General features: G+C 40.9%; 27 protein-coding genes. 11 read left to right on the plus strand and 16 right to left on the minus strand.

Going from position 1 to position 26879, the window contains the following annotated elements; all coding sequences use genetic code 11:
- Positions 1-28: 28 nt before the first annotated feature.
- The 7 genes from IF202_RS02990 to IF202_RS03020 all read right to left on the minus strand — a co-directional run bounded on the left by IF202_RS02990 (position 29) and on the right by IF202_RS03020 (position 7346).
- Complete coding sequence (locus tag IF202_RS02990) at positions 29-913, minus strand: C40 family peptidase (RefSeq protein WP_191593374.1); 885 nt, start codon at positions 911-913, stop codon at positions 29-31.
- Complete coding sequence (locus tag IF202_RS02995; RefSeq protein WP_191593375.1) at positions 906-1709, minus strand: ABC transporter ATP-binding protein; 804 nt, start codon at positions 1707-1709, stop codon at positions 906-908. The genes IF202_RS02990 and IF202_RS02995 overlap by 8 nt, the downstream gene beginning before the upstream one ends.
- On the minus strand, positions 1706-2605 hold the full coding sequence (locus tag IF202_RS03000) for an ABC transporter ATP-binding protein (protein ID WP_191593376.1): 900 nt from the start codon (positions 2603-2605) through the stop codon (positions 1706-1708). The genes IF202_RS02995 and IF202_RS03000 overlap by 4 nt, the downstream gene beginning before the upstream one ends.
- Entirely contained in the window at positions 2605-3525 is a 921-nt protein-coding gene (locus IF202_RS03005; RefSeq protein ID WP_191593377.1) for an ABC transporter permease, read from the minus strand. Before IF202_RS03005 ends, IF202_RS03000 begins: the two co-directional genes overlap by 1 nt.
- A gap of 55 nt (positions 3526-3580) precedes the next feature.
- Complete coding sequence (locus tag IF202_RS03010; protein ID WP_191593378.1) at positions 3581-4648, minus strand: ABC transporter permease; 1068 nt, start codon at positions 4646-4648, stop codon at positions 3581-3583.
- Complete coding sequence (locus IF202_RS03015) at positions 4648-6267, minus strand: ABC transporter substrate-binding protein (RefSeq protein ID WP_191593379.1); 1620 nt, start codon at positions 6265-6267, stop codon at positions 4648-4650. Before IF202_RS03015 ends, IF202_RS03010 begins: the two co-directional genes overlap by 1 nt.
- A gap of 104 nt (positions 6268-6371) precedes the next feature.
- Positions 6372-7346: a dipeptidase gene (locus IF202_RS03020; RefSeq protein ID WP_191593380.1), complete on the minus strand. Its 975-nt coding sequence runs from the start codon at positions 7344-7346 to the stop codon at positions 6372-6374.
- Between the two features lie 430 nt (positions 7347-7776).
- Between IF202_RS03020 and sdhC the strand changes: the two genes are divergently transcribed.
- Positions 7777-8157: a succinate dehydrogenase, cytochrome b556 subunit gene (sdhC, locus tag IF202_RS03025; protein WP_191593381.1), complete on the plus strand. Its 381-nt coding sequence runs from the start codon at positions 7777-7779 to the stop codon at positions 8155-8157.
- The gene (sdhD, locus tag IF202_RS03030; protein ID WP_191593382.1) at positions 8148-8498 is read left to right on the plus strand and encodes a succinate dehydrogenase, hydrophobic membrane anchor protein; all 351 of its coding nucleotides are present in this window, start codon (positions 8148-8150) and stop codon (positions 8496-8498) included. The genes sdhC and sdhD overlap by 10 nt, the downstream gene beginning before the upstream one ends.
- Positions 8499-8597: 99 nt before the next feature.
- Here sdhD and IF202_RS03035 read toward each other — a convergent pair whose 3' ends face one another.
- From IF202_RS03035 to IF202_RS03050, 4 genes are all read right to left on the minus strand, one after another.
- Positions 8598-9458, minus strand: coding sequence for an ABC transporter permease (locus tag IF202_RS03035; RefSeq protein WP_235963179.1), 861 nt, complete (start codon positions 9456-9458; stop codon positions 8598-8600).
- A complete protein-coding gene (locus tag IF202_RS03040; RefSeq protein WP_191593383.1) occupies positions 9455-10291 on the minus strand; it encodes an ABC transporter permease in 837 nt (278 codons plus the stop codon). The genes IF202_RS03035 and IF202_RS03040 overlap by 4 nt, the downstream gene beginning before the upstream one ends.
- Before the next feature lie 135 nt (positions 10292-10426).
- Positions 10427-11575, minus strand: a complete 1149-nt coding sequence (locus IF202_RS03045; RefSeq protein WP_191593384.1) for an ABC transporter substrate-binding protein — start codon at positions 11573-11575, stop codon at positions 10427-10429.
- 22 nt (positions 11576-11597) lie between these two features.
- Complete coding sequence (locus tag IF202_RS03050; RefSeq protein WP_191593385.1) at positions 11598-12695, minus strand: ABC transporter ATP-binding protein; 1098 nt, start codon at positions 12693-12695, stop codon at positions 11598-11600.
- A 183-nt stretch (positions 12696-12878) separates the two neighbouring features.
- Between IF202_RS03050 and IF202_RS03055 the strand changes: the two genes are divergently transcribed.
- Genes IF202_RS03055 through IF202_RS03065 form a run of 3 tightly spaced genes read left to right on the plus strand, consistent with a single transcriptional unit; the run spans position 12879 to position 15498 of the window.
- A complete protein-coding gene (locus IF202_RS03055; RefSeq protein ID WP_191593386.1) occupies positions 12879-13655 on the plus strand; it encodes an MBL fold metallo-hydrolase in 777 nt (258 codons plus the stop codon).
- Positions 13645-14673 (plus strand): LacI family DNA-binding transcriptional regulator, encoded by a 1029-nt coding sequence (locus IF202_RS03060; RefSeq protein WP_328797186.1) that lies wholly within the window; start codon positions 13645-13647, stop codon positions 14671-14673. Before IF202_RS03055 ends, IF202_RS03060 begins: the two co-directional genes overlap by 11 nt.
- 39 nt (positions 14674-14712) lie before the next feature.
- A complete protein-coding gene (locus IF202_RS03065; RefSeq protein ID WP_191593387.1) occupies positions 14713-15498 on the plus strand; it encodes an inositol monophosphatase family protein in 786 nt (261 codons plus the stop codon).
- 94 nt (positions 15499-15592) lie between these two features.
- Here the strand turns inward: IF202_RS03065 and IF202_RS03070 are convergent, their stop codons facing one another.
- Complete coding sequence (locus tag IF202_RS03070) at positions 15593-16474, minus strand: LysR family transcriptional regulator (protein WP_191593388.1); 882 nt, start codon at positions 16472-16474, stop codon at positions 15593-15595.
- Between the two features lie 142 nt (positions 16475-16616).
- On the opposite strand from IF202_RS03070, the gene IF202_RS03075 reads away from it, so the two are divergent.
- From IF202_RS03075 to IF202_RS03095, 5 genes are all read left to right on the plus strand, one after another.
- A complete protein-coding gene (locus IF202_RS03075; protein WP_191593389.1) occupies positions 16617-17321 on the plus strand; it encodes a CoA transferase subunit A in 705 nt (234 codons plus the stop codon).
- Positions 17322-17335: 14 nt separating this feature from the next.
- Positions 17336-17995, plus strand: coding sequence for a CoA transferase subunit B (locus IF202_RS03080; RefSeq protein WP_191593390.1), 660 nt, complete (start codon positions 17336-17338; stop codon positions 17993-17995).
- Positions 17996-18021: 26 nt separating this feature from the next.
- Positions 18022-19197, plus strand: a complete 1176-nt coding sequence (locus IF202_RS03085; RefSeq protein ID WP_191593391.1) for an acetyl-CoA C-acetyltransferase — start codon at positions 18022-18024, stop codon at positions 19195-19197.
- Between the two features lie 202 nt (positions 19198-19399).
- Positions 19400-20776: a short-chain fatty acid transporter gene (locus IF202_RS03090; RefSeq protein ID WP_191593392.1), complete on the plus strand. Its 1377-nt coding sequence runs from the start codon at positions 19400-19402 to the stop codon at positions 20774-20776.
- A gap of 181 nt (positions 20777-20957) precedes the next feature.
- On the plus strand, positions 20958-22013 hold the full coding sequence (locus IF202_RS03095) for a lipid A deacylase LpxR family protein (protein WP_235963181.1): 1056 nt from the start codon (positions 20958-20960) through the stop codon (positions 22011-22013).
- A 156-nt stretch (positions 22014-22169) separates the two neighbouring features.
- On the opposite strand, the gene IF202_RS03100 is transcribed toward IF202_RS03095, so the two are convergent.
- Together IF202_RS03100 and IF202_RS03105 are read right to left on the minus strand one after the other, a co-directional pair.
- A complete protein-coding gene (locus tag IF202_RS03100; RefSeq protein WP_191593393.1) occupies positions 22170-22790 on the minus strand; it encodes a DsbA family protein in 621 nt (206 codons plus the stop codon).
- On the minus strand, positions 22784-23650 hold the full coding sequence (locus IF202_RS03105) for an MBL fold metallo-hydrolase (protein WP_191593394.1): 867 nt from the start codon (positions 23648-23650) through the stop codon (positions 22784-22786). Before IF202_RS03105 ends, IF202_RS03100 begins: the two co-directional genes overlap by 7 nt.
- 121 nt (positions 23651-23771) lie before the next feature.
- Between IF202_RS03105 and IF202_RS03110 the strand changes: the two genes are divergently transcribed.
- On the plus strand, positions 23772-24683 hold the full coding sequence (locus tag IF202_RS03110) for a LysR family transcriptional regulator (protein WP_191593395.1): 912 nt from the start codon (positions 23772-23774) through the stop codon (positions 24681-24683).
- 14 nt (positions 24684-24697) lie between these two features.
- On the opposite strand, the gene IF202_RS03115 is transcribed toward IF202_RS03110, so the two are convergent.
- Both IF202_RS03115 and IF202_RS03120 read right to left on the minus strand, forming a co-directional pair.
- On the minus strand, positions 24698-25552 hold the full coding sequence (locus IF202_RS03115; protein ID WP_191593396.1) for an inositol monophosphatase family protein: 855 nt from the start codon (positions 25550-25552) through the stop codon (positions 24698-24700).
- A 159-nt stretch (positions 25553-25711) separates the two neighbouring features.
- Positions 25712-26731, minus strand: a complete 1020-nt coding sequence (locus tag IF202_RS03120; protein WP_191593397.1) for a 2-hydroxyacid dehydrogenase — start codon at positions 26729-26731, stop codon at positions 25712-25714.
- Between the last annotated feature and the right edge of the window lie 148 nt (positions 26732-26879).

The raw sequence follows: 26879 nt of genomic DNA on the forward strand, positions 1-26879 counted from the left end.
TTTAAAACCTACTAGGAGCCTTAGTTCATTAACCTGTGATAAACCGTGGACGCAAAATAGTGCTGGCTGTCCCATAGGCAATGTGTATACGTTCACAAACCAGATCTATTGGTTCTTCGATCACTTGCATACCAAAGGCGGTGGCGTGTATTAAGGTTGAATGTGATGAAGCTATTGCCACATGACCTGGCCAAAATAGCAAATCAGCAGCGCTAATATTCTCTCTAGTAATGACTTCTTTTTCAAATGCAGAAGTATGCAGTACTTGCTGTGCAGTGTCTCTAGGCAATAAGCAGCCACACAGTTCATAGCATAACTGTACTAATGACGAACAATCACAGCCCCAACCAGATCGACCTCCCCACATATAAGATAGGCCAATAAACTGTCTTGCGAGTGCAACAGGATCAGTATGAAGTTGGTTATTAAGCACTAGGTGTGCTTTATACACCCATGCCTGTAAGGGGGGAGAAAAGTAGTAGTCATGATTGTATTCAGTATTAAGTTGATTGCCTGTTACCACATATAACTCAGCACCAAATGGTAGCTCGCGTAACACAGGGGATTTCATATCCGGTGCAGCATATAAAGCGGTAGATAGCTGACTGACTTTTGCATTACTTTCAAAGAGAGGCGTTATTGTTTCAGCGCTGTTTAAGTAGCCCATGTAGCCATCGCGTTTACTTTGGACTAGATGCCAATTTTCAGCGATATTATCCATAGCTATTGCATGGTCCCTGTCAGGGCTATGAGAATAAATATCGTAATGCTCACCAAATAATAATTGAGAAACCTGCATAGAGGTTTTATCAGGCGCTTTATAAACTGGAACTCGTCCGGTGAGAATTTGCCCCGTATTAAGTAACGTGCCTTTGGGTGTAGAGTTTTGCATAGAAGTAATGTCTTTATTCATGGTCAATAAACTCTTCTATAACTTTGCGGTCATATCCTTTTGAAGCTAAATTTAGCTGAATTGTATAAGGGTGTTTGGCGTGAGTTTCCCCTTTGCTATTAACTTGTAAAAGTTCAACCAGCTTGCCGTGCTGCATTACAGCAACTTGCTCACACATATAAGATACTACCGCTAAATCATGGCTGACCAATAGATATGTTAGAGATAATTCTTCTCGTAGACGGTTAAGTAAATTAAGTATTTCTGCCTGTATAGAAACATCGAGTGCAGAAGTTGGTTCATCTAATAAGAGTATTTTGGGCTCTAAAATTAATGCGCGGGCAATGGCTACACGCTGTCGCTGTCCGCCCGATAACTGATGTGGATAGCGAAATCTAAACTTACTCGGTAAAGCGACTTGCTCCATAACTTGAGCTATACGCCGTTCACTGTCCTTGAAGCCATGAATGGCTAGAGGCTCAGCCAATATTTTATCGATAGTGTGTCTTGGATGTAGTGAGGCATAAGGGTCTTGAAAGACCATTTGTACTTTCTTATAGAAAGCCTTATCACGCTTACTCTGCAATGCTTCACCTTCAACGAACATGTTTCCATCGTTGTGCTGATTTAACCCTGCTAGTGCTCGTAAAATGGTTGATTTACCAGAGCCAGATTCCCCTACTAAACCAAAAGACTGTTGCTCAGGTACATTGAACGATACTTGGTCGACGGCTTTTACTAAGGATTCATCACTGCCAAAATGAATCGATAAATTATCAAGCTCTATGGCTGACTTGTGTTGAGACTCGATTATCATACTAGGCTCTCTTGCGCGTTTTTGTCTTGCTCTTGTCTGTTTGGAACCTCATCTAACCAGCTATCTTGGCGTTGCAAGGTAGCGAGCGGTTGACCCTTAATGGCATTATTTGGCAGGCAAGAAAGTAATCCTCGTGTATAAGGGTGTTGTGCTTCATTAAGCTTACTTGCTTCAATTTCTTCAACAATTTGGCCTGCGTACATAACCAAAATTCTGTCGCAGAAACTGGCGACCAAAGGCAAGTCATGTGATACCAAAATTAACCCCATTCCGCGCTCTTTAACTAGGTCATCCATGATGGCTAATACTTGCAGTTGCACTGTTACATCTAATGCTGAGGTCGGTTCGTCTGCAATCAATAAATCAGGACTTGAAAGCAACATCATGGCAATCATAATACGTTGGCCCATACCACCAGACACTTCGTGTGGGTAGGTGTTGAAAACCCGTTGAGGATTTCTTATTCGCACCGCTTCAAGCATATCCATACAGCGTTTTATGGCTTCTTTTTTGGAAACCTTCATTTGAATTCGACAGGCTTCTATCATTTGTTTGCCAACGGTCATGACCGGATTGAGCGAGTATTTAGGGTCCTGCATAATCATAGAAATCCGTTTACCACGGATCTCACGATAGTCACGCGTCGATAGGCTCTGTAAATCCACACCGTCAAAAATTAGCTTGTCAGCACTAACATTACCTTCACTTAAACCTAATATAGCTCGTCCGGTTTGTGACTTCCCTGAACCTGACTCTCCGACAATGGCTATTTTTTCGTGACCCATTTTAAATGAAAGATTACGCACAGCCTGTATTGGCCCATGAACAGAAGAAAAGGTTACGTTAAGGTTCTCAATTTCGAGCAGAGTGTTTTTTGAGCTGTTAGAGTGGCTCATTAATTTTGCCCTCCTGATTTTGGATCTAATACGTCTCTTAGACCATCACCTAAAAAGTTAAACCCAAGCGCGACAATAAAAATAGCCAAACCAGGGAAGGTGGCTAGCCACCAGTAACTAAGAATGTAATCACGCCCTTCGGCAATCATTGCACCCCATTCTGGAGTAGGAGGCTGAGCGCCTAAGCCTAAAAAGCCTAAGCCTGCTGCTGTTAGGATAATACCTGCCATATCTAAGGTCACACGAACAATCAACGATGAAAGACAGAGAGGCATAATATGACCAGAAATTAACCGCCAATGGTTTGCACCTTGTAGCTTTGCAGCGGCTAAATAATCAGTATTACGAACAGTTAACGTTTCAGCTCTGGCGAGACGAGCATAAGCTGGCCATGAGGTAATCGCGATCGCAAAAATAGCAGATTCTAAACCACGGCCCAGCGCTGCAGCGAGCGCAAGCGCAAGCACTAATTTAGGAAAGGCGAGGAAAACATCGGTAATACGCATTAACACAGCATCAACCCAACCACCAAAGTAGCCAGACACGGTACCAATGACAAAGCCCAATACAGGAGCGGTGAAAATCACAATGCCGATAATTAATAAAGTGATACGACTGCCCATAACAATACGACTAAAAACATCATTCGCTTGTCCGTCGGTTCCAAACCAATGTTCAGCAGAGGGTGGTAAAAAACGATTTAGTTTAAGCTCGTCACCGGTTAAGCCACTGGTGATTCCTTCGGGCGCAATTAAAGGCGCAAACAATGCCATTAACAACAACATAACCACAATCACAAAACCAATCATGGCTAATGGATTGTGGTAAAAACGCAGCCAGCCTAAATAGCTACGACCCAGAGTCGCTTGTTTTCTTGAATCTGGGTTTTCAGCTAACAGCCAACTTTTTAGCTCTTTCATTTTAAGCAATCCTGTTAGTATTTTGTCTTGCAAAACAGCTTTATCAAATAAGTACTTACTTGGCTCTAGGGTCAAATACTTTATAGAGTAGGTCTGACGTTAAGTTCAGAAGTATAAAAACTAATCCGACAACAATTGTGCCACCTAATACGGCGTTCATATCGGCAGCGAGTAGAGCATCGGTAATATAACGACCCAATCCTGGCCATGAAAAGACAATCTCGGTTAATACAGAACCTTCTAGTAACGTGGCATAAGTGAGGGCTATTACGGTGATCAGTGGTACCCAAGCATTGCCTAGCGCATGTCGCCATATAATGGTCATTTCTGATACACCTTTTACCCGTGCTGTAATAATGTATTCTTGTTTTAGCTGATCAAGCATAAATGAACGCGTCATCCTGCTTAGGTAAGCAATACTGTAATATGAGAGCAAAGAGGCGGGCAGAATAATGTGCGCAAAAGCGTCTTTAAAAGCATCCCAATTACCTGCGATTATAGTATCCACTAAAACCATATTGGTGACTTTGGGTAGGGTGTATTCATACATGACACTGAGTCGACCCTCAGGAGCGGCCACCCAATCCAAATGTTGATAAAAAACCACAATACCGAGCATTGCTAACCAAAATATGGGGGCGCTGTGGCCTATGAGGCCAAAAAATCGTACTAGGTAATCTTGCCATTTATTTTGCTTCACAGCGGCAAGTACGCCAATAGGTACGCCTAATAAAATACCAAATACAGTGGCTAGGGTTGCTAGCTCTAATGTCGCTGGGAAATAATTAAGAATATCGTCAGTGACTAAATTAGCGGTACGTACGGAAGTGCCTAAATCTCCTTGTAACACATCACCCAGGTAGTAAATGAACTGCATTACTATTGGTTCATCTAATCCCATTTCTTTATAAGTTTTTTGATATAACTCTTCGGGGGCTTTATCGCCAATCACCGCAATGACTGGATCTATTGGCATTAAGCGACCAATAACAAAAGTGAGCAATAGTAAGCCCAAGAACGTCATCGCCAGCATGCTGAAGAAGTGAATTAAAGGTTTGGCTTTCTTCTTATAGAAAGAAAAAAAGACGGCAATAAAGCCGTCTTTAGAGGGAGATACTGACATTATTTTTTCACAACATCTTTGTAGTAATTAGTATCAAATGATGGGCCTAATACATAACCATCAACGTTTTCACGTATCCCTGCCACTTCTTGTTCTTGCATAATGAAAGCGAAAGGAGCGCTTTTTTGGTGAGCTTTTTGAATGGCTAAATACATGTTTGCACGTTTATTAGAATCAGGTTCTAATAACGCAGCTAAAGTATCTTTTGTCATTTGCTTAGGCTCATACGCATTACGCCATGCAACAGGTTTAGATTTCGCATCATCGCTATTATCTAAGTTTTTCGCAAAGGTATCAGCATTGGTGTGCGGATCTTGGTAATCAGGCCCCCATGAACCGAAAAACAACTGATGCTTACGTGCGCGATATGTCGTTAGTACCTGTTTTCCATCCATAGGAATTAGCTTAACGTTAATTCCTGCTTTGGCGAAGGTTGTCTGAATAGATTTTGCTGTGTCTATACGAATAGATTTATTACGTACAATTAATTCAATATCAAAACCGTTCGGATAACCCGCTTCTGCAAGTAATGCTTTGGCTTTTTCAACATCGAGAGAGAAAGGCTGATCTTCTAATGCACCAAGGAAACCTTTAGGAAGGAACGCTTGCTGCACTTGACCGCGACCTGCCCAAACTGTTTCTTCTAAACCTTTATAGTCGATCAAGTATTTTAGCGCTTCTTGTACTTTAGGTTTAGCCAAGATTGGGTTTTTCATATTCATTGATAAATAGTAAAGCGATCCTTTACCTTTCTTCAATAATTTAACGTCTGTGCTACCAGCAAGGCTTTTTAATTGTTCTGTATCTAGATTTCGAGCGATATCAATATCGCCTTTTTCTAATAGAAGCTGCTGCACAGATGATTCAGCAATGTGGCGAATGAAGACGTTCTTCATTTCAGGCGCACCTGCCCAGTAATTTTTATTCGCGCTTAATACTACGATTTCAGATGGTTTCCATTGTTCTATTTTATAAGGACCAGAACCTGCATAGTTAGTACGTAGCCAAGCAAACCCCATGTCGCCATCGGCTTCATGCTTCATCACTTCTGTTTTATCAACAATGGACGCTACTGTGGCAGTTAAGCAATACAGCACAAACGTTGGTGCGTAGGCTTTATCTGTTTCTATGGTTAGGGTATGGGCATCAACTGCTTTAATTTTATCTTTTACATTGTCTTCGTTGAAACCGAATTGAGTTAATATAAAGGCAGGTGATTTATCTAGAATAACCGCTCGTTGTAATGAGAAAGCAGCATCTTCAGCGGTCATTTTGTTACCTGAAGAAAAGGTAACGCCTTTACGCATCTTAAAAGTAAATGTCTTACCATCTTTGCTGACAGTCCAGCTTTCTGCGGCAACACCAAATATTTTAGATACATCGTTTGGATCAAAACCAATCAAACGGTCATAAGTATTACCAGCGATTTCAGACCCTGAGAATTCAAATATTTCTGCAGTATCTAGGGTGATGATGTCATCAAACTGCCAACCTACCACGAGTGAATCTTTTGGTGTGGATGCAGATGCAAGGTTTGGGAACACGCAACTTGCCGATAGTGCCAACACTAAACTTGCCGTACTGACTATGCGACGCGTTTTGTTAAAAATTAATTTCATAGTACCTCCGATTATTTCCATGTGTTTTCTATTTTATGTTCACTTAATTTCTATGTGATTTTATCATTACTGTGGTGCTGGAATTTTCTTTGCTGCCAAATGTACTAGCACCATATACGTTGCGCTAAAGTACGCATATTAGTGCCATAAATTGCTTCGATGTCCGCTTGTTTATAGCCGCGGCTTTGAAGTAGCGCTGTCATTTCAAGAAAACGCTCAGGAGGCGCGAATAATATATTCAAAAATCCTTCGTTGGCTTTGTCATAACCGTATTCTGGCGGCCACCAATGGGCTAAATCTAATCCATCAGGACCTTTGTCTAAATGACAGTCATAAACGTAATCTAATCCCAGACCTACATGCTCAGGTCCTAGTAATTGAACTAGATAGTCTATTGCTTCAACCATACTTTCTGGGCTTGCTTGAGCAGAGTTTAGAAACCTTGAAACCCCATTAATGCAAACGACACCACCAGTAGCGGCACAAGCTTGCAACTGATCATCACGATAGTTACGAGCGTGGTCTTTCAGTGCTCTTGGATTGCCGTGGCTAATAATGACGGGCTGTGTTGAGTATTCAAAAATATCCATACTGGTACGATAGCCAGTATGAGACACGTCCATAAATAATTTGTTGGAGTTGATAGCGTCAACGATTGCACGACCTTTTACACTTAATCCAGGGTCTTCATCGTGACAGCCACCCGCTAGAGAATTAGTGCGGTTGTAGGCTAAATGTATTTGTCGTACACCTAGTTGGGCAAATAAATCGACCATTGCAGGGCTTTCGCACAAAGGTACGCCCCCTTCTAAGTCAAACGATACGGCTAGCTTGCCCTCTTTTTGTGCGCGTATTACATCGGCAAAACTGTCAACTTGAATTAAAAAATCCAGTTCGCTAATACGCTTTCTGAATCCTGCAATTATCTGAATAATGTCATCTAAAGGATTGAAGTCCATGCCTACATTAATTGATATATAGTATGCACCGGAGTCAATATGACGTTGTAATGAGGCTAAATCATATTCTGGGAACAGAGGTACACAAGTATGTGCATCCCAAACTGGTATTGCTGTCAAAATATGCTCCTTGTTATAAACTAATAACCACAATTGACCGAATATTACTTGACTCCAAAGTAGAGTAATATTTACGCCATGTCTAGGGCGTACTCAATAAGTTCTGACTTGAATTCAGGTTGTTAAAACGCAACAACTCAAATTTTTTGGTTTCTTTATCTAAAAACCGATTAGTGTAATGGAAGTACTAATCGCTTCAATAAATGTAACTTTGTAATTGGCAGAGTAGTATCGTGTCGTTTAAACTCACGGCACTGTTGAATGAAGGTGCGGTTTTGTAATGAAAGTGAAAATACCGTAAATTACTTTCAATTATGGCAAAAGATTACGTCTTCCGAGTTTATTTGCTAAAATAAGAGTCACAATTCTGATGCTCACGCATCTTATCTACATTTAAGTAACGCCTTTACTGTTTATTTTGGAGAAAAGTATGAATAAGGAGCGACCGGTTAATCTTGATATCAAGACAATCAGGATGCCAATAACCGCTGTTGTGTCTATCTTGCACCGCGTGTCTTCGATCATTTTATGGGTAAGCATGGCGGTTTTTCTTCCCGCTTTGTACTTTTCACTTGTGTCTAATGATGGCTTTGAGTGCGTACTTGAATTCTTTACTCAAAACGCTATCGGTCAGTTTGTTGTGTGGGGATTATTAAGCGCATTTGGTTATTACATGTGTGCAACAGTAAAACATATTATTCAAGACTTCGGCCACTTTGAAGAGCTTGAATCCGGTAAGAAAATTTCTGCAGCTGTTGCCATCATAGCCGCTGTTTTATGTGTTGTATCAGGGGTGTTGGTATGGGCGTAATGTCATTAGGAAAATCACGTAGTGGCACAAAAGAGTGGGTGTTCCAGCGCTTATCTAATGTTGCTATTTGCCTTTGGGGTGTCATTTTTATTGGACTTGTTCTTACTTTAGATAGTGCTACTTTTTCCGATTGGAAAGGTTTGTTTTCTCCGACATGGTTTAAAGTTTATTCAAGTATTACTTTGGTCATGGTTTGTCTTAACTCAGTACTAGCGGGTTGGCAAATAGGTACGGATTATATTAAACCAACCTGTGTAAATCGTTTTTACATGGTTGCTGTAAAGCTTGTAAGTTTGGCTTACGTTGCTTTTGGTTTATATATTCTTTGGATTGTAAGCTAAGAATAAATTATTTTTATATTACAACGATCCAAAAAATAGGGAGACATTTATGTCTCCCTATTTTTTTGTCTGGTGTATTTCTTGAGGCCTACCTATTTATTATTTTCCTAGTTTAGAGAGCATTTCAGGCTTCATAAACTTATTTATGATCAACATAAATAGGATAGACGGAACTAATAATATCAAAGCAGTGATAGATGCTATTTGATAGTTTCCTTCCATACTGGCTGTGTAGAGCAACAGTGGTAATGTACTAATATCGGGCGCACCAACAAAGAAGGTGCCGGTGAATTCATCTAGAGACTCTAAGAAAACAAAAATACAACTCGCAATGATTCCAGGCGCTGCTTGCGGTAATACAATATGAAAAAAAGTATACAAAGGTCCAGCACCTAGATTACGTGAAGCATTTTCTAGCATAGGATCCGTTGCTGAAAAGGCCGCGACACAAATCCAAATCGAAAACATTAATCCGTGAACACTATGAACCATAACAACGCCAAGTAGAGTTCCATTTAGGTTAAATTCATAAAACAGCCTAGCAATATTCATATAGACAGTTAAGTTCGGAAACGCTTGTGGAATTAAAAATAGAATCATCCAAAAAACACGAAATGGCATACTGCGTTTCGAAAGTGCATAGCCCGCAGGAATGGAAACAAGCAAGCAAACACAGACCGTTAGTATCGCAATAAGTAAGCTGGTCAACAGTGAACCCGATACATCGCTATAAGGGTTAAACACTTGCTGCCAATATTTGAATCCCCATTGTGATGGTAAAGCATGAGGGAAATACCATGTCTCAGCGACTGTCCAAAGTAGTAAATTTGTAATAGGGCCAATTAACATTAAGGCAAAAATAACAACAAAGCTGCACTGTATCCAAAAACTGATGTGTGTTGGTGCATGTTTAAGTTTTAACATAAAACTTGTTGTGAGTGTGCTTTTTGAATCCATCATGCGACGGCTCCTTTGTCCTTTAGACTTTGACGAAGATAGAACCAAGCAAGTCCTGCGCAAATAAGGTAAGACACGAGACCTAGAGCGTTAGCTACATGATAATCTCCATAAGAGTTAACACGAAAAGCCATATCGGCACTCATCATCGTTGGTGAACCAGTTCCAATCATCAAAGGAACAGATAGCACAGACATCATGGTGACCGTTGATAGCACCATTGCTACGCCTAAAGTTGGGGTGATTTGTGGCAACATAACTTCAAATAAGATACGAATTTTAGACGCACCTAAATTACGGGCGGCGCGAATTTGTGACTCGTCTAATGCTGCCATTGCACCAGAAATAAGTAAGGTCGAAAAAGCCATTTGCTTCCATACAAACGTAATAATAATGCCGCTCCAACCAAGTAGAGAAATGGTTTCCATTGGCGTGAGTAAGCCAGCCTCAACAAAAGCGTTGTTCATTAATCCGTTTTTTGCCAAAAAGGTTCGCATCATTTGTGCTGTCACAATAAAGGGAATAAATAACGGTAAGCGATACAGAAAACCAAGCAAACTTGTTATGCGTTTAAAGGGTGACAGAGCAATAGTAGCAGCAATAGTGATGGATAAAATTGCGAGTATGAAGACAGAAACGCAGACAAGCATAATGGTGAATAAAATATCATTAGAGTAAAGTTCAAAAGCCTTCTCTAGATGAGTAAGAGTAAAAGAACCATTGTCTAATGTGATGGCAGAGTAGAGAGAAAAATACAGCGGATAGAGAAAAAATACAGCAACCATAAGTGCCGCAGGTGCAATGAGCCAAAGATTGTATGATGCTTTGAAACGCATGAGAGCAAACCTATAAATCAAATAAAAAGTGCGAGAAAACGACATGTTTTTAAACGTTAATTCTTCAATATTTACAAAAGAATTGGTTGAAAAAGATTAAGTCGCTTCTCGCTATTTAGTTATATATTAACGAGATTAATTGGATACGTTACGTTCGTAACCTTCTTTTATATCGTCAAAATAAGGCGCGATAGGAAAGCTTTTTCCATATTGCGATAGATCTTCCGGTGTAATTTCTGCAAAGAGTTTTTCCCATGTAGCTGTGTCTAACTCGCTTTTTACATAGTTTGCATCAATGCCTGGGTACCAGTTGAAGCGCTTAACAATACCTTCCGCTTGAATTTCTGGGCTTGTTGCTAGCTCTATAAAGTCGCGAGCTAATTTAGGGTGCGCAGCTTTGCTTGGCGTAACGTAATACATCGGCTGACCTGGCATTCCAGGAGCGATTAAAGACAGTTTCATTGATGGTGGGATCTTGCCTTCAGCTTTCCAACTGTAAAACATATCAACCCAAACAGGCCCCATGAATATCTCGCCTCGGTTTAGCATATCTAATGTGCCAGCATTACCGGGTGTAAAGGTGATGTTTTTGTTGAAGGCTTTTAAATCTTCAAAAGCTTTATTCCAACTACTGTGTAGGTCTTTATTGTAAGTTTTGCTTGAAAGCGTGTTGGCGTCACTGCCATAAGCGTATATCCAACCCGTGACAAAACTAACACCAGACATGCCATTTTTAATACCGTTGTAACCAAACGCTTTCGGATTTTTTTGTGTCCAAGTGACTAGCTCGTCGTATGATTTTGGAGGGTTTGTGACAAAATCACTGTTATAGGCGATAGCTGTTTGACTATGGAACATTGGCATAACATAGCCATCTACATCTATTCCAAGAGCGTTCTTCGCGCTGTCTCTAGAAACCATTTTTCCTGTTTTAATGTTTGAACGGTATTTAGCCAACAAACCGCTGTTAACCATCTCGCCACCAATTTTCTGGTGAACGACAGCCACATCTATGTCCCAAGAAGTGCGATTGGCATTCTTTTGTGCAGATAGTTTTTCTGAGATTTTATGTGAACCTGCATCTCCAGGGCCAGTACCAACCACATTGACGGTAACATCAGGGTGTAGGGCTTCAAATTTTGGTGCTAGGTAGGTTTTCACGTAGTCCACCATATTTTGGCCGCCGGCTGTCGCGACATTTAAAACGGTTTCTGCTTGGGCAACGCCCATAAACTGAGTAAGACCAAGAGCGGCGATTGCCGCAATTTTAGTTTTAGTAAACATGATTATTCCTCATTTATTTAACTTAAACGACAGTGGATTTTTGATGCACTTTGTTCTCGACGATATTGTCGTAGATGTAGAGTGCATGGTTAGGAACTTGTAAAGACACGGGGGTGTTCATTGGTAAATCACTTGTGTGATCAACCTGTATAATGTGCATCCCGCAGCGCACACTAATTCGATAATTACTGCCAAAGAAAGCGCTTTGTTCTATATGGCCGGTTAGTATTAGTCCTTCTTCTTTTTGTATTTTTGAATTCGTTTGGCGTGTTGATAGGATGACGTTTTCACTACGAAAATAGACTTGTTTAGGTTGGTTTGATGGCTCGTTATTACTTGATTGATGCAATGTGATCTTATGACTGCTATCTGAAAATCCATCCTTCTCTGTTGGCCACTCTATTCGGTTTTCTGCGCCCATAAAGTCGGCAACAAAAGGACTATTTGGTTTGTTATAGATCTCTTCTGGTGTGCCTACTTGTACTATTTCACCCTTGTGTAAAACGGCAATTTTATCTGCCATAACAAGTGCCTCTTCTTGATCGTGTGTGACAATCAGAGAGGTAAAACCTAGCTGTTTCTGAAGGGCTTTTATTTCGTGACGAACATTTAATCTGACTTTAGCATCAAGATTGGAAAGTGGTTCATCTAGTACCAGCACATCAGGACGGATCGCTAAGGCACGGGCCAGTGCGACTCGTTGACGTTGCCCACCAGACAAGGCGGTTACTTTTTCATCTTGTAAGTTATCTAATTTTACAATTCGTAAGAGTTCATTAACGCGTGACTGGATTTCTGCTCGTTTGACTTTTCGGACTTTTAATCCATAGCCAATATTTTCTGCCACAGTCATGTGAGGCCAAAGTGCATAGCTTTGGAAAACCATGGTGATATTACGTTTTTCTGCGGGTAGGTGAGTGATGACTCTATCCCCCGAAAAAATGTCGCCTTGGGAAATAGGAACAAAACCACATAAGGCGTTTAGAAGCGTTGTTTTACCACAGCCAGATGGTCCTAAAAGCGCGATCATCTCGCCTTCTTCTACAGATAAATTAATGTTGTTGAGAATCAGTTTTTCACCATATTTGGCTTGCAGATTTTCGATGTGTAACCGTGTCATGTACCGCTCCGAAACATTACCAATGAGTTGTCGTAAGCGATTTTTAAAATTTATTTCACAAAATGAACACGTGTTCATAGTTCTGTAAAAAAAATGCAATCTCTATACGACATTATGGTTGCCTACTTTGTCGGATCTTTGTGACATTTTAATTAAGCTAAAAAGACATTTTGGTGAGAAGAGATGAAAATTGACGTAATTGGTAGCGGAAGTGCGTTTTCAAAAATCAATAATACTTCATCAATTCATATTGAAGATAATTATAAAAATCAATGGCTTATAGATTGTGGCCCTACTGTTCCAAGAGCTCTGTGGCAACGAAATATAGGTGTGAATAATATTCAGGTAATTTATTTCACGCACATTCACCCAGACCATAGTTCCGGTTTGACGGCATTGGTAAATCAGTGGAAAAGCTTTAATCGTACCAAGCCTTTGGATATTTTTTGCCAAATTGAGCAACAAGAACCTTTAAAATTATTGGTAGCGTTAGCCACTTGGCCAGAAACACATTTGTGTTTCGATATTCATTGGCACGATATTGACGATGAGTTTCATTGGCAACATTGGCATATTCAAACAGCCAATACACAACATGAGATGAGCAACCGAGCGATTCGTTTAAAGGTCGACAATCAAGTGTTGTTTTACAGTGGTGATGGTCGTCCAACAGAGGCAAGTGAAGCCTTGATGAAGGGAGCTGACTTAGCATTCCAAGAGTGTGCCTCATGTGAAGGGTTACCAAGCTATTCGTCTCATGGGGATTTACCTGATTGTTTACGTTTATTGGAAGGATCGGGCATTAAAGCTTTGGGTATTTATCATTGCTTTGATGCCGCTTTGCCCAGTTTGAGTAAGGCCGTTGATAATATGCCTAATGTATTTCTTAGTCATGATGGTTGGTCATTAGATTTAAGTAAATCTGGTGTTAATAAAGGATCGAACTCTGGTGAATATTAACAAGAATCATGCGGTCACCGCCCAAGACGTGGCAACAAAAGCGGGAGTATCTAGAGCAGCGGTTTCCCGCACTTTTACGAATAACGGCAGTGTTGCGAAAGAAACGCGTGAAAAAATTCTTAAAGCTGCGCAAGAGTTAGGTTATCAAGTGAACTTTCTTGCTCAAGGATTAAACCGAAAGCGTAGTCAATTGATTGGAGTCGTTGTTGCACGGCTGAGTGATCCTTTTAGAAGTCGCTTGTTAGAAGGTTTGTTAAGTGAAATTCAAAATAAAGGTTATCAAGCTTTAGTCACAGAGATTGGTAATCCAAAGGATCTAGAAGAAACCATTCGACGGTTTACTCAGTTTCGAGTGTCTGGTGTTGTCGTAACATCAGGACAACCACCCACAGGCCTAGTCAAAGAGTGTGTACAGCATAATATTCCTGTAGTTGGGATTAACCGTCACATGGACATTAAAGACGTTGATTTTATCTGCTCGGATAACCAAATGGGCGCAACGCTTGCTGCACAGCAATTAATCGATTCTGGTTGTCATAAATTAGCTTGGCTTAATTATAAAGAGTCGACATGGTCTGGCGTAAGCCGTGGCGAAGCTTTTCGTAATGCAATTGAACAGAAGCAGGCTGAGCAAGTGTTGAACCTTATTCAAATTACGGCATTACAAGATGGTTATGAAGGCGGTCGAAGCGCAGCTAAGCTGTTTTGTCGCTCTGATGAAAGAGTAGAGGGGGTCTTCTGTGCGAATGCTCAGTTAGCGTGCGGCTTTTTAGACGGGATGCGTGAAGAAGGGTTCGATGCCCCAAGAGACTTTCACCTTATTGGTTTCGATGATACTGAACTGACTGCCCAATACAGTTATCGCCTGACGACTATAGGGCAAGACATAGAAGAAACTGCAGCGCGTGCTTTGTCTTGTTTAGAAGCAAGAGGACGAGATGCAACAACAGAGCCGCGCTTTGAAGTGGTTCCTGTGAAGTTAGTGCTAAGGAATACATCGCCAGCACTGTTTTGTTAATTTTCATCGTTATTGAATATATAAAAAAGGATACTTTTTATGAGTCAGTTTAAAGAATATAAAGCGCTTGAACTTGAGATTAGAAAAGCAGGTGATCGGGCACAAGAAATTCGTCAATCTGGATTGTCTGTCACTATAAAAGGGCGACAAGACTTTGTTTCTCAAGCAGATGTTTTTGTCGAAGAGGCACTTAAAAATATCATTTGTTCTCTATTTCCACAAGACGGTTTTTTAGGGGAAGAAAGTGGTTTAGTAGAGAAAAAAACCAAAGAAAATGAAGTAGAAAATAACCATGGTGTTTGGGTGATTGACCCAATTGACGGTACCACAAACTATTTGCAAGGCATGGATTATTGGTGTGTTTCGGTCGCTTACGTTGTCGGTAATGTAATACAGCTAGGCTTTATTTATGCGCCAGATAGAAATGAGTTTTTCTTTGCTAAGCGTGGTGAAGGTGCTTACTTAAATGGACGGCGTTTAATAATTCAGGAGCCTGAAGAGGGTCAGTCTATTATCGGCTTAGGCCGTTCAAATCGTCGCCCTTTACAAGACTACTTGGGCCTTCTACAGATTTTAGATCAGCATGACATCGAGTATCGACGCTTTGGTGCAGGAGCGCTTATGCTAGCGCATGTGAGTTCAGGGTTAGTTCATGGTTACTTTGAAGCTCATCTTAATAGTTGGGATGCTTTAGCTGGATTATTATTGATTGAAGAGGCGGGTGGGTGTGTACCAAATTTCTTAGAAAATAATGGGTTGATTAATGGTAACCCTGTTTGGGCTGCAAGCCCTAAGCTATGGAATAAGCTAAAGAGGGCTTTCTAGTAGAGCTTTGTAGCAGAGCATAGAATTCGTAATATGGATTTAATAACAGCGACTCCAATCCCGACCTATTTTTAATCGTGACATTTAATCATTATTAAAAATAGGTGTTTATTAGTACATCTAACATCGCAGCGGCGGCAATAGAAAGGTTAGATCGTGGCTGACAAATTACCCCGACACGACGATGTATTTCTGGTTGCGTTACAGGGCGACAGATCGTGCCTTGTTCAGTTGCTTGTTGTCGGCAGATTGAAGGAACCACTGCAACGCCCATTCCCTCACTGACCATGCGGACGACTGTTGTGAGTTGATGGGCATCGAAGGCAACATTTAATTCAATACTAGCTTCATTTAATGTGCTTTCTATCATTGTTCGAACACTAGAAGGTCTTTGTAATGTGATGAAGTCGTATTCTAGCAATGCCTTCCATGTGATATTACTGTATTGTTCTAATGGGTGATCTTTCGGAAAAATAGCGATGAAATTATCATCATATAACGGATAAAAAGCCAATTCTAATAACCCTGTCGGCTCGAACGAAATCCCTAATTCCACCTGATTATTACGCACCATTTCCACGACAATGTCTGATAACACATCATCAATTGCCACCTGAATGTTTGGGTAGGTGGCGTGGTAGTTACGAATTGCTTTAGGTAATAAAGACGCTGCAAAAGAGGGCATAGAAGCAATCGTGATTTTACCCAGTTGCAGAGCAAAACGTTGTTTCATTTCATCTTCAGCATTTTCCCATTGTGCGAGTAATCGCCTTGCTATTGGGACTAGAGCCTCACCTTCTGGTGTCAGCGCAATGCTTCGGGTTGTTCGAGTGAGTAATTTACCTCCTAAGTTTTCTTCTAAGCTTTTTATCGACAAGCTCAATGCTGGCTGAGATAGGTGTAACTGATTGGCTGCATTAGCGAAACTCATAGACTGAGCAACAGCAAGAAAAGCTCGAACTTGTTTGATATTCATTAAAATTCACTTTTAGTGGCTTGATTTATTATTTTTTCTATTTATTTAAAAAACTTATTAATAAATATAAAAAACAAATTTAATTAATTTATTCTCTTGAGTCAAACTGTGGGCAATCAGAATAATAATTAGGAGCATAGTAATGGCTGGTTTTGACAAAGTAGTTGCCTCGTATACTGAAGCTATGAAAGGCCTAGAAGACGGAATGACCGTTCTTGCTGGTGGTTTTGGCTTGTGTGGTATACCTGAAAACTTGATTGCTGAAATTAAGAAAAAAGGCACAAAAGGCTTAACTGTTGTTTCTAATAATTGTGGAATAGACGGATTCGGCTTAGGAATTCTGCTAGAAGATAAGCAAATTAAAAAAATGGTGTCGTCTTACGTTGGTGAAAATGCACTCTTTGAAAAGCAACTTCTGAACGGTGAGTTAGAGGTTGAGTTAACACCACAAGGTACATTGGCTGAAAAAATGCGTGCAGGTGGTGCTGGAATTCCAGCTTTTTACACAGCAACAGGTGTTGGAACCCCAGTAGCGGAAGGCAAAGAAACTAAGATTTTTAATGGTCGTGAATACCTAATGGAAGAAGCCATTATAGGTGATTTTTCTATCGTAAAAGGTTGGAAAGCAGATCGATATGGCAATGTTGTTTATCGTCATACTGCACAAAACTTCAACCCACTTGTAGCAACCGCTGGGAAAATCACGGTAGTTGAAGTGGAAGAAATTGTTGAGGTGGGCGAGTTAGATCCAACTCAAATACATACGCCTGGAATTTATGTCGACCGTGTTGTACTTGGTACTTTCGAGAAGCGAATTGAGCAACGTACAGTAAAACCAACAAAATAATAAAGAGGTTTGATATGGCACTTTCTAGAGAGCAAATAGCGCAACGTGTGGCGCAAGAATTACAAGATGGCTTTTATGTGAACCTAGGCATAGGCATACCTACTTTAGTTGCTAACTATGTACCAGATAATATGGAAGTAATGCTGCAGTCAGAAAATGGCTTGTTGGGTATGGGCGAATTTCCTACCGAAGAAACCATAGATGCCGACATGATCAATGCCGGGAAACAAACGGTTACAGCGATTAAAGGCGCATCCATTTTTTCATCCGCAGAATCTTTCGCTATGATTCGTGGTGGGCATGTGGATTTAACCGTATTAGGTGCATTCGAAGTGGATGTGAACGGTAATATCGCCTCTTGGATGATTCCAAATAAATTGGTCAAAGGCATGGGCGGAGCAATGGATTTAGTTGCGGGCGCAGACAATATTATCGTCACCATGACACACGCGTCTAAGACGGGTGAATCTAAATTACTTTCTAATTGTTCATTGCCGTTAACAGGTAAAGGCTGCATTAAAAAAGTCTTAACCGATTTGGCTTGGTTAGAAATTGAAGAGGGTGCTTTTATTTTGAGAGAACGGGCGCCAGGTGTATCCGTCGAAGAAATTATAGAAAAAACTCAGGGGAAATTGATTGTGCCTGATCATGTGCCTGAAATGGTATTCGCTTAATTAAAAGTGCATTAAGGAATTGAGTTATGAAAGCAGTAATCGTTGCCGCCGCTCGAACACCCGTTGGCGCTTTTAATGGCGCTCTGTCTTCACTGACTGCCGTACAACTAGGTACTCAGCTGTTGTCTGGCATGTTGGCAAAGCAGCCAGTTTTAAAAGAAAATATTGAAGAAGTGATTCTGGGGCAAGTGCTCGCAGCGGGTTGTGGTCAAAACCCAGCGCGTCAAACCGCGCTTCATTCTGGTCTTCCAAATCACGTGTCAGCACTCACCATTAACAAAGTATGTGGGTCTGGCTTAAAAGCGGTACAACTTGCAGCTCAAGCCGTATTAAACGGTGATGCGACTATGGTTGTGGCTGGTGGTCAAGAAAGTATGAGTCAAGCTGCTCATATTTTACCGAACAGTCGTTCTGGTAAGAAAATGGGTAATTGGACACTGTTAGATTCCATGGTGACAGATGGTTTATGGGACGCTTTTAATGATTATCACATGGGACAAACCGCAGAGAATATTGCGTCTCGTTGGGATATTAGTCGTGATGATCAAGATGCTTTTGCCGTTAACTCTCAGCGGAAAGCCGCAGAGGCTCAAACTGCAGGACATTTTGTTGAAGAAATTTTACCTATCTCTATTCCTCAGCGTAAAGGCGAGCCAGTTATTGTTGCTTTGGATGAGCAAATCCGCCCAAACACAAACATAGAATCTCTTTCTAAGCTACGTCCTGCATTTTCTAAAGACGGCTCAGTAACCGCAGGTAATTCATCTACTTTGAATGATGGCGCCGCTATGGTTGTGGTTACTTCTGATGAAGAAGCTAAGCGCTTAGGCTTGCCTGTTTTAGCGGTTATCGAAGCGGCAAGTTCTGCTGGTGTTGATCCAGAAGTAATGGGAACAGGGCCAATTGCAGCGACGCAAAAGGTGCTTAAAAAAGCCAATTGGAAAGTGAGTGATTTAGACCTCGTTGAAGCGAACGAAGCTTTTTCTGTTCAAGCTTTGTGCGTGAACAAAGAGCTAGGTTTGGATGCAGATAAAGTTAATGTGAATGGTGGTGCTGTTGCGTTAGGTCATCCAATTGGTGCATCAGGTTGTCGAATTCTGGTGACCTTGCTTCATGAAATGCAACGCCAAGATGCGAAAAAAGGTTTGGCTACTTTATGTATTGGTGGCGGAATGGGTGTTGCCATGCTCGTTTCTCGTTAAAAAAATCGGGTTACAAGGAGTCAAATTTTTAAAGAATATATTTAAAAAACGTGTGAAAGAAAGTGGTGTTAAAAAGTGTTGCGTTAAGTGCGATTAAAAATCGCACTTTATAGAAGAGAGGATTCAGTTGGTACCATAAGTACCAGTCCTGAATATCTCTCTTTCTATTTTCTAATAAAAAATATAAAAATAGGAAAATCTCATGAATACAATTGAACAAAAAAAAACGGGTCTACAAAAATTAAGTCAGTTCTTTGTGCTGCTATTACAGCGCTATCTTCCTGATCCTTTTATCTTTGCCATTATTCTCACCTTTGCTGTATTTTTGGCTGTGATGCCAAGCACTGGTCAAGGTCCGATGCAGGTCGTCAACGCTTGGGCAGGAGGTTTTTGGAATCTATTAAGCTTCTCAATGCAAATGGCGATGGTTGTGGTAACAGGTCATGCTATGGCGAGTGCACCAGCCTTTAAACGTAAATTAGCTATGTTGGCAGGTGTTGCGAAAACACCGGGACAGGCGATAATTCTAGTGACTACGATCAGTGCTATGGCGTGCTGGGTAAACTGGGGTTTTGGTTTGGTTGTTGGGGCTATTTTTGCCCGTGAAATCGCAGCACGAGTGAAAGGTGTAGATTACCGCTTGCTGATTGCTTCCGCTTACAGTGGTTTCTTATTCTGGCATGCAGGTTTGTCTGGCTCAATTCCATTATCAATTGCAGGTGGCGCAAATATTTCGACTGTCACCAATGGTGCTGTAACCGCTCCTATTCCAACGTCAGATACGATCTTTTCTGCAATGAACTTGACGATTCTTGCTGTCATGTTCGTCACTATTCCTTTGTTGAATCGTTTGATGCACCCAGCACCACAAGATACGATTACAATTGATGCAGAGCTTTTGGAAGAAACTAAAGCTGAGGAAGTTAAAGATCGTGCGGACATGAGCCCTGCAGAGAGACTTGAAAGCAGTCGTGTGTTGTCTTTATTGCTAGGTGCGATGGGTTTTGCTTATATTATTTATTATTTCGTAACGAATGGCTTTGCATTGAATTTGAATATCGTTAACTTCACCTTCTTGTTCTCGGCTGTCTTGCTTCACGGCACACCAAAAAGTCTATTGAGTTCGATTTCACAAGGTGCTCGTAACTGTTCAGGCATATTGCTTCAGTTCCCATTCTACGCAGGTATTATGGGAATGATGACAGCAACAGGTGATTCTGGTGCTTCTCTTGCTGGTGTGATTTCACAAGGCTTTGTGTCTATTTCTAACGAAACAACGTTCCCATTATTTACTTTCTTAAGTGCGGGTATTGTGAACTTCTTCGTGCCTTCTGGTGGCGGTCAATGGGCTGTGCAGGCACCTATCATGATGCCAGCTGGTGCCGCACTGGGTGTGGATGCAGCGAAAACAGCGATGGCCATTGCATGGGGTGATGCCTGGACGAATATGATTCAACCATTTTGGGCATTACCTGCCTTAGCGATTGCAGGTCTTGGCGCGAAAGATGTGATGGGTTATTGCTTGATGGCATTACTTGGTTCTGGTGTGATCATCTCGTTAGGATTTTTAATCTTCTAACGTCTTGTTTTAACCTCAAACATAGATAGAAATAAGAATTAAAAAGCACCACTCAGGTTATCTTGAGTGGTGCTTTTTTGTGTGGAAAAAGAATGTTTGATCCTTTATAAGTTCATCATTATTCAATATTTCTTGGACTATGTTTCATCCTATAAACTTTATAATAGTCGGAGTTTTTTATTTGAAATTAGTTAATGAATCATTAGTTAAAATTAATGGGAGGGTGAAAAAAATCTATAATCTAAAAGTCAAAACAGAGTTTAGAAAATATCTTCTAGGTTTATTTCTTCTTTATGGCATGCAAGCTTATGGTGATGTGAATTGGGTGTCTGTCACACTAGACAACGATTTTTTCATTCAGGAAGACAATGGTTATACCAATGGTATTTATGTTTCGACATATGATGTTTATGACAAGGTGTCATCACAACAAGAGGGTGATATTTGGGTTCAGCCGTTAATGTGGAGTATGCCCAATTACTCGATTGACCAAGCGGTTAATGTATACAGCTTTGGGCAACGACTCACAACACCATATGACATTTCTCAAAGTGTTCCCGCAGAAAATGATTTGCCTTATTCAGCTTTCCTCAGCTTTACCAATACTTACGTCACTGTTGGGCCAAAATATGCAGATAGAGCCAGTACCACTTTAGGCGTTGTTGGTCCGATAGCGTTAGGCGAGCAAAGTCAGAAAACTATTCACTCTGTTATTTCCGCACAAAACCCGAAAGGTTGGGACACACAGTTAAATAATGAATTGGTGTTTGAGTTGTCTCGCGGAAGAACTTGGCGACAATGGGAATCTAATGGCGGTAATGCAGATTTATTATTGGGTGCAAATGTGAGTCTAGGTACCATCAAAAGTGGTGTAAGCACTGCAGCTATTATTCGTTATGGTGAGAATCTCAGATCATCTTACGCAACGGTTTTATTTGCTGATTCAAGAACGTCGAATCCAGTTGCGGTAAACGGTGGTTGGTTTATGTATTCTGGCTTGGCTTTGAAATACAACTTCAATCAGATCTATACCGACGGTAATACGTTTAGCGACAGCCGATCTATCGATTACGATCACAACATTAATATAGTTTCGTTAGGCGCTACTTACTCATGGGGAGAGGGCTCTCTTGCATTCGCAATCAACAGGCCATTTTCACTTAGCGAAGATGAAACTGATCGTAATCTAGATCAATTTAACAGCTACGGCACCCTCACATTTGCATGGAAAATTTAGTTTTTCAACCGTAATGCCTTTGTAGTAACTACACTTTATTGTCAGCATTAGACAATGCATTATTTTAGGTAGTTCTAAAGGAATGCAGAATGTATTTCATAAAAAATCCCACAGTCGATCATTTCGATAGTGGGATTTTTAGGCTCATATAAAGTGCTAAATTAAAGATGTTAAATACGTTTTCCATTCCATAGGCTTACCGTAGTAAGAGCTGTGTGGTAAACGTTGCAGTCTGCCATCTTTTTCGATGATCAAGGTTGGGTAACCGCTTACTTGCATCTTACTCATTAACGTATGGCTTTCCTTGATTTTTTCCATCACCAAAGCCTTAGCGTCTACCATTTTTGCTTTCCACGTTGTTTCATTAATTCCTAATGTAATCGCTAATGCTTGTAATTCTTCCGATTTGTCTAACTCTTTACCCTCTTGATAGTGCGCTTCTTGAATAGCTTTTAGCATTATGTGTGGTTTGATCCCCATTTCAATTCCAACCAAAAAGGCTTGGGTTGGTAAGTATGAGTCAAGAACAAACTCGCCGCTGTTTGCTACTCTCGCTTTGTAAGCATCACCAAAGTGGGCTTTGGTCATAGCTTCGATTTGTTCATCGGCCTGCAAAATATGCTGTCTAAAAGATGGGGCAATCGCACGTGTCGGAATCATGCCACCTGGATGGTAAGTGATCTCGAATTCAGATATTTCTGCCAGAATGCTAATTAATGATGTTGCGCCGTAACACCAACCGCACATAGGGTCGAAGAAGTAGTGAACATTTACCATTTCATTTCCCCTTTATGTACTTTCGCTGCGATGCTTAGATTTAAAGTACCTTGTACATTTGGGTATTCTGCTGTCATTGTTTTAATGAATGCTGTGCTGTCTTTGCTGTCTTTCTTCGCTTTTTGGAACGCCGTGATGTAATTAAGAGAGAAGTTAATGTTGTTTGCTGTTAACTCCGTACCTTGCGTCATATGACCAGAAACCACTGTGGTTGGTTTAAGCGCAAGCATTTCTTTCAATTGTGCTTGCCAAGCTGCTTGAGACTCACCCGATTGCGCATCGGCCATCCACAAATGCATGTTACCGAATATGGCTACATTACCCAAAATCGCTTTGCTTGATGGAACCCAAAGGTAAGGACGGTGAGCCAAAATACCTTCAGTGCCACGAATCTCAATAGTCTGGCCATCAAGCAGCAAAGTGGACTTAGTATAAGCCGCTGGGACGATAGGATTTAATGGTGCATTAGCGCCCATTTGAGGGCCCCAAAAAGCCAATTTCCCAGCCATTTTTTTTTCAATAACTTTTTTTACTGCAGGAGTAGTGATGATGTCTGCCTTCGGAAAAATGTCATGTAGTGTTTCGGCACCAAAGTAATAGTCAGGGTCTGCTTGGCTAATAAAAATAGTTTTTAGTTCTCTTTTAGAATCCAACACTTTAGCTGCAATACGCAATGCATCCGCTTTAGTGAACCCAGCATCAATAACCATAGCCTCAGTTTCACCGTATACCACTGTTGAGGTCACACCAAAGCTGCTTAAGGGCGCATTGTAAACATCTAGTATTAAAGGTTTTGTATCAGCTGCAAAAGTAGAATGAGCAATAAGAGCGGAAGCGGCGAATGTAATTAGTTTTTTCATTTTATATCTCCAAAAAGCCAATGTTTAATTTATGTAGCCATAATAGAGAATTGACGTACTCGGAAAAACACACAAAAATGAACATTATTGTTTCTTAAATCGTTCAAGTCGAAGGTTAGATATGGACAGAGTGACGGCTGCTAAGGTGTTTATCGATGTTGCGCAATCGCGCAGTTTTTCTCGTACTGCGGATCGCTTGAATATGTCCCGCCCCATGGTGACACGTTATATAGAAGCGATGGAGGATTGGCTCAAAATACGCTTGTTGCATCGTACAACACGTAAAATATCGTTAACTAGTGCAGGTGAAAATTGCCTTAAAGACATCGAGCTTTGGCTCGAACAAGCGGATAGTATTTCGGCGTTAGCTAATTTAGAGAATGAATTCGCGGGTGGTATTAAGATAACGACCAGCATGTCGTTTGGCTTTTCACAGTTGATGCCAGCGATCCAAAATTTTATGCAGCTTTACCCTAAAGTGCGTATCGACATGGACTTAGAGGACAGTGCTGTAGACCTTACAGAAAAAAGCATCGACCTTGCCTTGCGGATTGCTTCCAATCCAGACCCGTCTTTAATAGGTAAACCCATTGCTGTATGCGAATCCGCATTGGTGGCATCGCCATCGTATTTGAACAAAATGACTGAGAAATTAGGGAAAGCAAATGGCGTAATTCATCATCCGCGAGATTTAATAAAACATGAATGCTTGGGCTACAAAAACTTTGAACGCCACATTTGGCATCTATCTCAGAAAGATCTATTTGAATCCATCACAGTTGATTGTCGCTTAACGGCAAACGAAGCAACGGCTTTATTACATGCTGCTTTAAACGACGGTGGTATCTGTTTGCAACCCACTTATCTAGTGAACCGTTATATAAAAGAAGGTCGTTTGAGTCATGTATTACCAGAATGGAAGCCCAAAGACCTTACTATCTTCGCTCTATATTCGTCCAGAAAACATTTATCGCCAACGGTACGAGCTCTAATTGATCACCTTAGGGACTATTTTTTAGAGCATCCTTGGTAAGAGAAAGGTCTTATTTATTTCCTAAAATGCTCTGCGAGGATTTGCCATTGCTCTTCTGATTGTGCGGTGAGCATTTCTCCATCCAACATCGCTGGTCGGTATTCTGTGCCGTCTAGTAGTCGACAAACTCCACCCGTTTCTGTGTAGATTAGAACACCTGCTGCGTGGTCCCACGGGAGCATTTTGTAGGTGAGGCTGAAGTGGAAATGGCTAAGGGAAAGTTGGCGATACGCAGGGCAAGACGGTAGGTTATTGATGCGTGCAAAGCGGGTGGCTTTGATGGCGAAGTCTTGTTGTTTTTCGCCTGTGTAGGAATGTATCGACATGATGCCTGCGAGTCTTTCTATTTTTGTCTCTGGTTTGATCTGTAAGGCCAGCGGTTGTTGCGTTGGAGTTTGCTGTGTGCCTCTTTCTGATAAAGAGGTGCGTTGGAAAAAAGCACCTTCGCCTTTGTTGGCATAGATCCAGTCGTCATTGACTGGGTCATACAGTAGTCCCAAACGTGTTTCGCCTTTTACGACGACAGCGAGAATGATACCGAAGTCCGATAAACCGTGGGCGTAATTCCATGTACCGTCAATCGGATCAATGATGACGCAGGTGTCTGTGTTGTCTATTTTGTCTGTGGTGGAGGCGTCATCGGCGGTGGCTTCTTCTCCCACAATGGCCCAGTCAGGAAAATAGTGCTGTATTTCTTTTGTGATGAAAACTTCACAGGCTTTATCGGCGATGGTGACAAGATCACTTAGGCTACTTTTTTCTTCTATGTCTTCGCTGTTAAGTTGTCGAAAGTTTGGCATGACGATCTCTTGTCCTGCACGGCGAACGATGTCGATGAGTCTATTTTGAGAAGCTTTGTCGATATTCATTGTGCTGCCATTCCTTCTTATTTATTCAAAGTTGATTAAATTATACGCGATGAAGATGACAATTTGTTGATGTTGTTTTGAACGGTCAAAATTAAAAAGGCATCTAATAAAATATTAGATGCCTTAGAGAGTGTTACTTTTGGTTTGAGATATATAAGACTACGCGAGTTGTCGTGTGTAACTTTCTTCATTTTGGTGATGAAGTAAGTTATCTATGGTTGTTTCTGCAATATGATTCAAGGCTTCATCGGTGAAGTAACCTTGATGACCTGTTACCACGACATTTGGGAAGGTGAGCATAAGCTGAAAGACACTGTCTTGGATGATGTGAGAAGACATGTCCTCAAAGAAGATTTTGTTTTCTTGTTCGTATACATCCAAACCTAAGTAACCAATTTTTTTGCTGTACAGCGCATCAATGGCTTCTTGAGCGTGAACCAATGCACCACGGCTGGTGTTTATGATCATCACACCGTCCTTCATTTTTTGCAGGCTGTCTTTGTTAATTAAATGGTGAGTTGATTCATTTAATGGACAATGCAAGCTGATGATATCGCTTTGTGTGTAGAGTTCATCTAATGAAATGTACTGGCAACCCTGATCGATCAGTTCTTGTGATGGGTACAGGTCATAACAAAGTACCTTACAACCGAAACCTTTCATAATACGGCAAAACGCAGCCCCAATTCGTCCAGTGCCAATACAGCCAACTGTTCTTCCTTCTAGATTAAAGCCAAGTAATCCTTCTAGAGCAAAGTTGCCTTCTTTGACTCTGTGATAGGCTCTGTGGGTTTTTCTGTTGAGTGTCATGATCAATGCAACAGCGTGTTCTGCCACAGAAGTCGGGCTGTAATCTGGCACATGGAAAACTTTGATGCCTTCTTTTTTTGCCGCTTCCAAATCCACATTATTAAAACCTGCACAACGTAGGGCAATGGTTTTGACGCCTTGTTGTTTTAAGCAATGAATTACTTCAGCGTTAACGTCATCGTTCACGAAGCAAGAAACCGCATCAAAGTCTTTTACTAGGCTGATGGTTTCCATGCTTAATCGGCTTTCAAAATAAGACATAGACAATACAGTGCCATCTTCGGCATTACTGTTTAGTACACTATTGTTAGCGTGAGTAGATAAAGTTCTTTTGTCGTAAGGTTTACAAGAAAAAACGGCGACTTTCATAAACGCATTCCTGTCATTTTTTTAAATATCTTTTTGTTATACTCTAAAAAAGATTGTTTTGCTTACGTCCAGTAGGAGATATTGATATATAACAAAGAAATTTTGCGTTAAATCAAAGAATGCTTAGTTGATTCTTTATTGATTTGTA

The organism is Marinomonas colpomeniae, from assembly GCF_014803385.1.
GTDB classification, from domain to species: Bacteria; Pseudomonadota; Gammaproteobacteria; order Pseudomonadales; family Marinomonadaceae; genus Marinomonas; species Marinomonas colpomeniae.